Raw genomic sequence first — 7330 nt, 5'->3', positions numbered from 1 at the left:
TGCTTCAACACCCGCCACCTTGGCACATCGATGCCGTCGGGGGGCGTCCACCCCATCGCTTACAATGCACCTTACCTGAGTGTCTGAAATGGCAGCGCGTCACAGCCCTTTCCGGCGGCGCGGTTTACCCGCGCCGCCGGAATTCCTGTCCTTCATAGGTGCGGATGGGATTGCCGCGTTCGATGGCAATTTTCGCCAGCCAGTCCCGGAACCGCGCCGCATCCCGGTTACGTTCATGCACCGCTCCCAGCAACGCCCTGATGCGCTCGGTCGCAAGAGCCTTGTTTCGATGCTGTGACCGCTCATCGCGCGCGATCACGCTAAGGCCGGTTGGTACATGCACCAAGCGTACCGCGCTTTCGGTTCGGTTCTGATGCTGCCCGCCAGGGCCACCCGCGCGCATTGTCTCGAACCGGAGTTCGTTCGCTGCAATCTCCGGTTTCCGCTTAGTCGGATCAATCCGTCGAACTGCGATGAACCAGTTCTTCCGCTTGTGGCCGGGACGGATCTCGCTGCGCGCGATCCATTGGATCGTCCCCACCCAGGATCGGGCAAACCCCTCACAGCCTTCCCCCGCGATAGTCAGCAGCACCGACCCGGAATTCCCATCAGGCGCCTCCTCGCCGAATGTCAAACCGGCGGTCTCGGCTTCGCCCCGCATGGCATCGATGACATGTTCGACCGCGAGACGGCATTCGGCGGGGCCTCGCCCCGCCGTCACACAAAGAAGGATATCGCTCACCGCTTGTCCTTCCATCCGTTGCGCGGTTCGATTCGGCGGATTTGCCGCGCGGTTTTGAACGTGACCACCGGACGGAGGATCGCCACGACCTGCACCAGGTTCATCGCTTCAAGATCAGCAATGACTTTGTGAATGTCCTTGTAGGCATCCGGTGCTTCTTCGATCAGCAACTGCCGGTCGGTGCAGATCACCCGGCCCCCAAACGGGTTGCGTGCAAGCCGTTCAAGATCGCCCGCTGATGTACGGACACGCCTTTCCATCGAGGCACGGTCATGTTTGCGGCCTGCGCCGTGTGCAATGGAGCAGAGAGCCTCTGATGGTGCTTCCAACGGCGCCACCAGATAGGTCACAGCGCCGCGCGAGCCGGGCACGGGCACAAGGCCCCGATCCGATGGCGCCGCGCCCTTGCGATGGAGAATGCGAGACCCTTTCCGCTCCGCCAGGTTGTGCGGGACATCGAGCCGGAGAACGCCCTCCGTCCGAAGAGATGCCATCGCCCGCTCTGCGATGACCTGCCGGTTCAGGCGCGCATAGGCGAGCGCCCGGTCATGATCCCGAAGGTAGGCCAGACCACCTCCCTCCAGCGGCAAGCCTTCCGTACCGGCATGATAATGCCGGGCCAGGACTGCCGCCCCGAAACCGCGCGAGCCGGAATGGACGAGCAAACCGATTGAACCCATTTCAAGTCCGGCTGCCGAGGCAGCATCACTATCAACGATCTCGACCACCGCCTGCACTTCACAGAAATGATTGCCGCCGCCGATGGTGCCGAGTGCGCCGGCAAAAGGGCTGACATCAAGCCCTTCTGTTGGCAGATCTTCCTCGAGACGCGCTTCGGCATTTCCGCTCCAATGCCCCTCGAGCGTCCAGAGGCGCTCGGCGGCCTTGTCGAGGCGAAGCTTGCGCTCTGGTATATCAAGCGACCAGAACTGCATACCGCAGCCGATATCGGTGCCAACGATATCGGCATGCACGCTGCCTTCGGCCTCGGCGGCACAGCCAACCGGGCCATGATGGCCAGGATGCAGATCCGGCATACCTGCCACCGCGCGCATGCCTCGGCGATCAGCGAGTTGTTCCAGCTGCCGCACGGCAGCATCCTCAATCCACGCGGTGGATGAGGCAAAGAGGTGGATGCGCGACGATGCGCCCACCAGACGGGGAGTGCCCATTTCAAATTTTCCGATAAGAACCGCCGTTTTCAGGCAGGCGGCAGAAAGCGTTCGCCGTTTCCGGCTTCCGGGATGGTCAGATTTCGGCCCTGACCAGGCAGCAGCTCAACATCGTCATGGCTGTACCCTCACGCTTATTGTGCAAGACACACGGCTTGCATCACGAGGAGTCAGATACAGGCAACTCTTTGCCCGGCATAGTGCGAGAAAGTCACAGTGTTGCTGGAATGTCGGTCGCGTCGAAACGCGCTATTCTTCCATTATCGTGCCGAAAGTCCGGTCTCAGGGCTAGACGATGAAGACGTAAACGATCGTTTCGGCGGCGTGAAGCTGGCGATCCAATCGAGATTGGCCGATCACAACTTAATGCCCCAGTGCCCCTGAGGCCGCGCCATCTTTGTCATGTGTGGCGAGGCGCTCGACCATCGTCGCCGTGGCCTCGTTCATGCCGATGATTTCGACCGGAATGGCATGGTGGCGGAACTTCAGCACCACGCGATCGAGCGCATTGATCGAGGTGATATCCCAGAAATGCGCGGCATGAAGATCGATGACGATCCCTTTCAGGTCGTCCTCCCGGAAATCGAAGGCACCATGAAAAGCCTCGGCTGTGGCAAAGAAGATCTGCCCGGTGACCTGGTAGGTTCTGACGGCACTGCTTTCGTCCCGCTTCGAGCTCACTGCGAAATACCGCGTGACCTTGTGCGCAAAGAACAGCCCCGAAAGGATGACCCCGAACAGCACGCCTTTGGCGAGATCATGGGTGAAGACTACGACCGTAACTGTGCCAAGCATGACGAAGCTCGATTGTTTGGGATGGATCAGCAGGTCCTTCAGGGATTTCCACTGGAAGGTGTTGATCGACACCATGATCATCACGGCCACGAGTGCGGCCATCGGGATCTGCGCCACATAGGGGCCGAGCGCGAAGATCAGGAAGAGCAGGAACAACCCGGCCCACAGGGTCGAAAGCCGACCACGCCCGCCCGATGAGACATTGATCACTGATTGGCCGATCATGGCGCAGCCCGCCATGCCGCCGAAGAAGCCTGTGACGGTGTTGGCGATGCCCTGGCCCGCGCATTCCCGGTTCTTGCTGGATTCGGTGTCGGTCATCTCGTCGAGAATGGCCGCCGTCATCAGGCTTTCGAGCAGGCCCACCATCGCCAGCGTCAGGGAATAGGGCAGAATGATCTGCAAGGTCTCAAGCGTCAGCGGCACTTGCGGCAACGCGAAGAACGGAAGCTCCGTTGGCAATTGGCCCATATCGCCGACGCGGCGCATGTCGAAGCCAAAGTACATGGCCAGTCCGGTCATCAGGATGATGGTCACAAGCGGGGAAGGCACGGCCTTGGTGAGATAGGGCAGGCCATAGATGATCGCGAGGCCCGCGGCGGTCATCAGGTAGACATTCATGCCCTTGCCGATCAGTTCGGGCATCTGCGCCATAAAGATCAGGATCGCGAGCGCATTGACGAAGCCGGTGATCACCGAGCGCGAGACGAAGCGCATGAGGGTGCCCACCTGCGCGATGCTGGCGGCAATCTGGATCAACCCGGTCAGGATGGTCGCGGCGAAGAGGTACTGGATGCCGTGGTTCTTCACCAGGGTCACCATGACCAGCGCCATGGCGCCTGTTGCGGCGGAGATCATCGCCGGACGGCCGCCGGCAAAGGCCGTGATCACCGCAATGAAGAAGGAGGCGTAAAGCCCCACTTTGGGGTCCACCCCGGCGATGATCGAGAACGCAATCGCCTCGGGAATGAGAGCCAGCGCGACAACCGTTCCGGCGAGGATCTCGCGCGTGATGTTCGGAGCCCATTCGCTCCGGAGGTGAACCATATCCATGGGTGAAACTCGATGATCGGGAGCCGCCCGCTTTTGCCTTTGAGGAAAATGGTCGGCCGAATTCCGTCTGGACGGCCAAGGCATGTCGGATTGTCGCTGGGCGAAGTGGTCCGGCGGATCGGCGGCCGGAATAGCCACCCGGAATTGCACCGGGTCCATGGTTCGGTAACTTCACGCTAGGTCAGGTTGTGTTGCGTTGCAATGCAGCAAATTCGATCCCCGCGTCATTTCCATCTCGGGCGATCGAAATGAACGGGATTGAACCTGGCGCTGGCTTGGTTTGTTTGAACAGTTTCGGGGTAGTTCTTCGGTGGATTCCTGGCTCGAACATGCCGCCATCGGGATTGAAATGCCCCCCGGGGTGCCGGAGGCCAATAGACTTTCTCCAATGTCGGCTTTCGGCTTTTGCGCATTTAACCTTGGGTGTTCAAAACGGGGGTGCAGAGCGGCCGGCGATGCGCCCCTTTTGGGAGGCTGAAATCCGGCTATACCCGCTCAAACCTCCGCGATCCTCAATCTTGGATCCAGATCGAATTCCGCAGCAAAATAATCGATGGCCGCACGCACTTTGGGCGGCAGGTGGCGCCGAGACGGATAGACGGCACTGATCGGCTGGATCGGCGCCTCGAATTCCCGCAGCAGCACCACGAGGCGGCCATCCTCGATCTCGCCATCCACGAAATGCCAGCTCGGCACGTAGCCGATACCGAGCCCTTCGAGAATGCAGGAGCGGACCGCCTCGGTGTTGTTGACATGGATGGGCCCTTCGACAGGAATGACCCTTGGGCCCTCGGGGGTGGAGAAGGTCCAGCTCGCACCGGTCAGAAGGCGGTCATAGACGATGCAGGCATGCTGCGAGAGATCTTCTGGCTGCTCAGGAGGCGGCCGGTCCTTGAGATAGGCCGGAGACGCCACAACAACCCGGCGGGTGGTTCCTATGCGGCGCGCAATGAGACCGCTGTCGCGTGGCTCACCGATCCGGATGGCCAGATCAATTCCTTCCTCGACGAGATCCGCAAAGCTGTCGCTCATCACCAGCGCGATTTCGATATCGGGATAGCGGGCCCGGAAGCGCGGCAATCGCGGGATAACATGCAAACGGCCGAACACGCCGGAACAGGCGAGTTTCAGGCGTCCGCTCGGCTTGCCCCGACGCTTGCCGACCGAGCTCTCGGCTTCAGCCACGGCCTCCAGGGTTTGCCGCGCTCGCTCATAGAACACGCGGCCATCATCCGTGAGGGTCAGCGTCCGTGTTGTCCGCTGGAAAAGCAGGCAGCCCAGATGATCCTCAAGTACGGCGATTTGCCGTGACACCGTGGGCTGCGTCGCATTCATCTCCCGTGCCACAGCCGTGAAGGAGCCCGCTTCGACCGCGCGCGTGAAGGTCCGAAACAGGGTGAGGAGATCGCTCATTCATACATTCTACAAATGAATGTTCTGCAATCAAGCAGACTTATCGCCGCCTGTAGAATGCATGATGGTTCTCCTCACGCAGCTCGGCAGACCCGCTGCACAAGAGGAGACCCGACCATGACCCTGATTCCCGTTCCCAGCCGCGATGACGTAACACCCGCCAACCAGGCGATCTTCGACCAGCTCAAGAGCAAGCTCGGCATGGTGCCGAACCTTTATGCGACGCTTGCGCATTCCGAACATGCGCTCGCCAATTACCTCGCCTTCCAGAATGGCAAGTCCTCGATCACCGGCAAGGCCCGCGAGGTGATCAACCTCGTCGTCAGCCAGGTCAATGACTGCGAATATTGCCTTGCCGCACACACCGTGATCGGCGGCATGGTGGGCTTCTCCCCGGCCCAGATCCTCGAGATCCGCAGCGGCCGGGCGAGCTTCGATGCGAAGCTCGATGCATTGGCACGTCTCGTCCGCTCGATTGCCACGAACCGCGGCCATGGCGAGCCGGCCCTCGTCGATGCGTTCTTCACCGCCGGCTGGACGAAGGAAAACCTCATCGATGCCATCGTGATCATCGGCGACAAGACGGTGACGAACTATCTCCATGCCACCACCCGCGTGCCTGTGGATTTCCCCGCGGCCCCGAAGCTTACGATCGGCCTCGCCGCCTGACGCCACTGGCCGGCCCGCGCGGCCGGCCGTTCTCCCTGCAGCAGGAATGACGCCATGCCGATCTTTCTGAAATTCGTGTCCCTTCTCTCGGGTTTGGTCACAGCGGAGATTGCCGCCTGCTGGATCATCCTGGGTTTCTAGAAGTGCAAGAGGAATGTCATGCCCCTCCAGAACGAACTCGATGCCTTTCGCGCAAGCTGGGAGTTGCGCGTCGGTGAGGCGATTGCCGCACTGATCGTTGGCGACATCGAAGGATTGCGGAGCAGCGGAATTCTCGACAGCGCCGCCAAGCGCGGCGACCTCTGGCCGCTCACGCACCACCTTGTCGATGCCCTTGGCCAACCTTTCGATCTCGACGCGCTGATCCGTCAGAAGCCCGTGGTGCTGACGGTCTATCGCGGTGGCTGGTGCCCGTATTGCAACCTCGAACTGCGGGCATTCCAGGCACAACTCGTTCGGATCCATGAACTCGGTGCCGAATTGGTGGCCCTCTCGCCCGAAACGCCGGACCATTCGCTGACAACAGCCCAGAAGAATGACCTGGCTTTCCCGGTTCTGTCGGATGTCGGCGGAGCGCTTGCTGCGAAGCTTGGAATTCGGTTCCCGCTCTCCGAGGCGGTAAAGCCGTTCTATGAAAAAGCCGGCCACGCTCTGCCCCTACGCAATGGCGATGGCGAATGGGCCTTGCCCATGCCGGCAACCTTCGTGATCGGGCAGGGCGGGCGCATCGCTGCCGCCTTCATCGAACCGGATTATCGCAAGCGGCTCGATCCGCGCGAGGCCATCATTGCCTTGCAGAACATTGTTCAGGCCAACGCCGCCTGAAAGCTCACAGCATGGCACTGTCAGACAAAAGCCGGGTTGCCGCCTGAGCGTACGCGGCTACCCTCGATGGCATGAGCAACGCCCGCATTTTCCGGTACTTCAAGACCTCGCCCGAAATCATCCGCCTGGCGGTGATGATGTTTGTCCGGTACCCGCTCTCGCTCCGTAACGTCGAGAACCTTCTGCACGAGCGCGGCATCGACATCACGCATGAGACGGTGCGGTTCTGGTGGAGCCGGTTCGGGACGATTTTCGCGGCCGAAATCCGCCGGAGTCGGGTCCAGGCGATGCGGTCCTTCCGGCATCGGCGATGGCACCTCGACGAGGTTTTCGTCAAGATCAACGGGGTGAAGCACGATCTCTGGCGCGCTGTCGATCACGAGGGCGAGGTGCTCGAACGCTTCGTCACGAAGCGTCGCGACAAGAAGGCGGCATTGAACCACAGGTCCGGGCCGCGAATTTTGCAGAAATTCGCCGTGGTTCACGGCTCCGTTCACAACCGCTTCAACCAGGAACGACACCTCTCATCCATGCCAACATTCAAAGAACGCCGCGCCGCCGCTCTCACCGAGTGGCGGCGCGGCCTGATCCATGGCGGGGTAGGGTGCTTTCCGAGACCATTTTGGTTTGTCTGACAACACAACCGGGGGGAGCGGTTTCA

The 7330-nt window shown here is 61.0% G+C and carries 7 protein-coding genes and 1 other annotated feature; of the genes, 3 read left to right on the top strand and 4 right to left on the bottom strand.

Going from position 1 to position 7330, the window contains the following annotated elements:
* Nucleotides 1-124 precede the first annotated feature (124 nt).
* The 4 genes from prfH to P0652_RS16200 form a co-directional block, all read right to left on the bottom strand.
* Entirely contained in the window at nt 125-757 is a 633-nt protein-coding gene (gene prfH, locus P0652_RS16215; RefSeq protein WP_284179906.1) for a peptide chain release factor H, read from the bottom strand.
* Nucleotides 739-1914 carry an RNA ligase RtcB family protein gene (locus tag P0652_RS16210; RefSeq protein WP_284179905.1) on the bottom strand — a complete coding sequence of 392 codons (1176 nt, stop codon included), beginning with the start codon at nt 1912-1914 and terminating at the stop codon, nt 739-741. The genes prfH and P0652_RS16210 overlap by 19 nt, the downstream gene beginning before the upstream one ends.
* 363 nt (nt 1915-2277) lie before the next feature.
* Nucleotides 2278-3762, bottom strand: a complete 1485-nt coding sequence (locus P0652_RS16205; protein WP_284179904.1) for a SulP family inorganic anion transporter — start codon at nt 3760-3762, stop codon at nt 2278-2280.
* A gap of 104 nt (nt 3763-3866) precedes the next feature.
* Nucleotides 3867-3922: a sequence feature (sul1 is cis-regulatory element that is thought to sense ions involved in sulfur or methionine metabolism; They are found in Alphaproteobacteria), on the bottom strand.
* A 335-nt stretch (nt 3923-4257) separates the two neighbouring features.
* Nucleotides 4258-5175: a LysR family transcriptional regulator gene (locus P0652_RS16200; RefSeq protein ID WP_284179903.1), complete on the bottom strand. Its 918-nt coding sequence runs from the start codon at nt 5173-5175 to the stop codon at nt 4258-4260.
* Nucleotides 5176-5292: 117 nt separating this feature from the next.
* Between P0652_RS16200 and P0652_RS16195 the strand changes: the two genes are divergently transcribed.
* The 3 genes from P0652_RS16195 (at nt 5293) to P0652_RS16185 (ending at nt 7304) form a co-directional block, all read left to right on the top strand.
* Nucleotides 5293-5844: a carboxymuconolactone decarboxylase family protein gene (locus P0652_RS16195; protein ID WP_284179902.1), complete on the top strand. Its 552-nt coding sequence runs from the start codon at nt 5293-5295 to the stop codon at nt 5842-5844.
* Between the two features lie 159 nt (nt 5845-6003).
* The gene (locus tag P0652_RS16190; RefSeq protein ID WP_284179901.1) at nt 6004-6669 is read left to right on the top strand and encodes a peroxiredoxin-like family protein; all 666 of its coding nucleotides are present in this window, start codon (nt 6004-6006) and stop codon (nt 6667-6669) included.
* A 71-nt stretch (nt 6670-6740) separates the two neighbouring features.
* Nucleotides 6741-7304 (top strand): DDE-type integrase/transposase/recombinase, encoded by a 564-nt coding sequence (locus P0652_RS16185; protein ID WP_284179900.1) that lies wholly within the window; start codon nt 6741-6743, stop codon nt 7302-7304.
* The last annotated feature ends 26 nt before the right edge of the window (nt 7305-7330 follow it).

Origin of the sequence: Rhabdaerophilum sp. SD176 (genome assembly GCF_030143245.1) — a bacterium.
Taxonomy (GTDB): domain Bacteria; phylum Pseudomonadota; class Alphaproteobacteria; order Rhizobiales; family Beijerinckiaceae; genus Rhabdaerophilum.
This window is presented reverse-complemented; position numbering and strand designations above follow the sequence as displayed.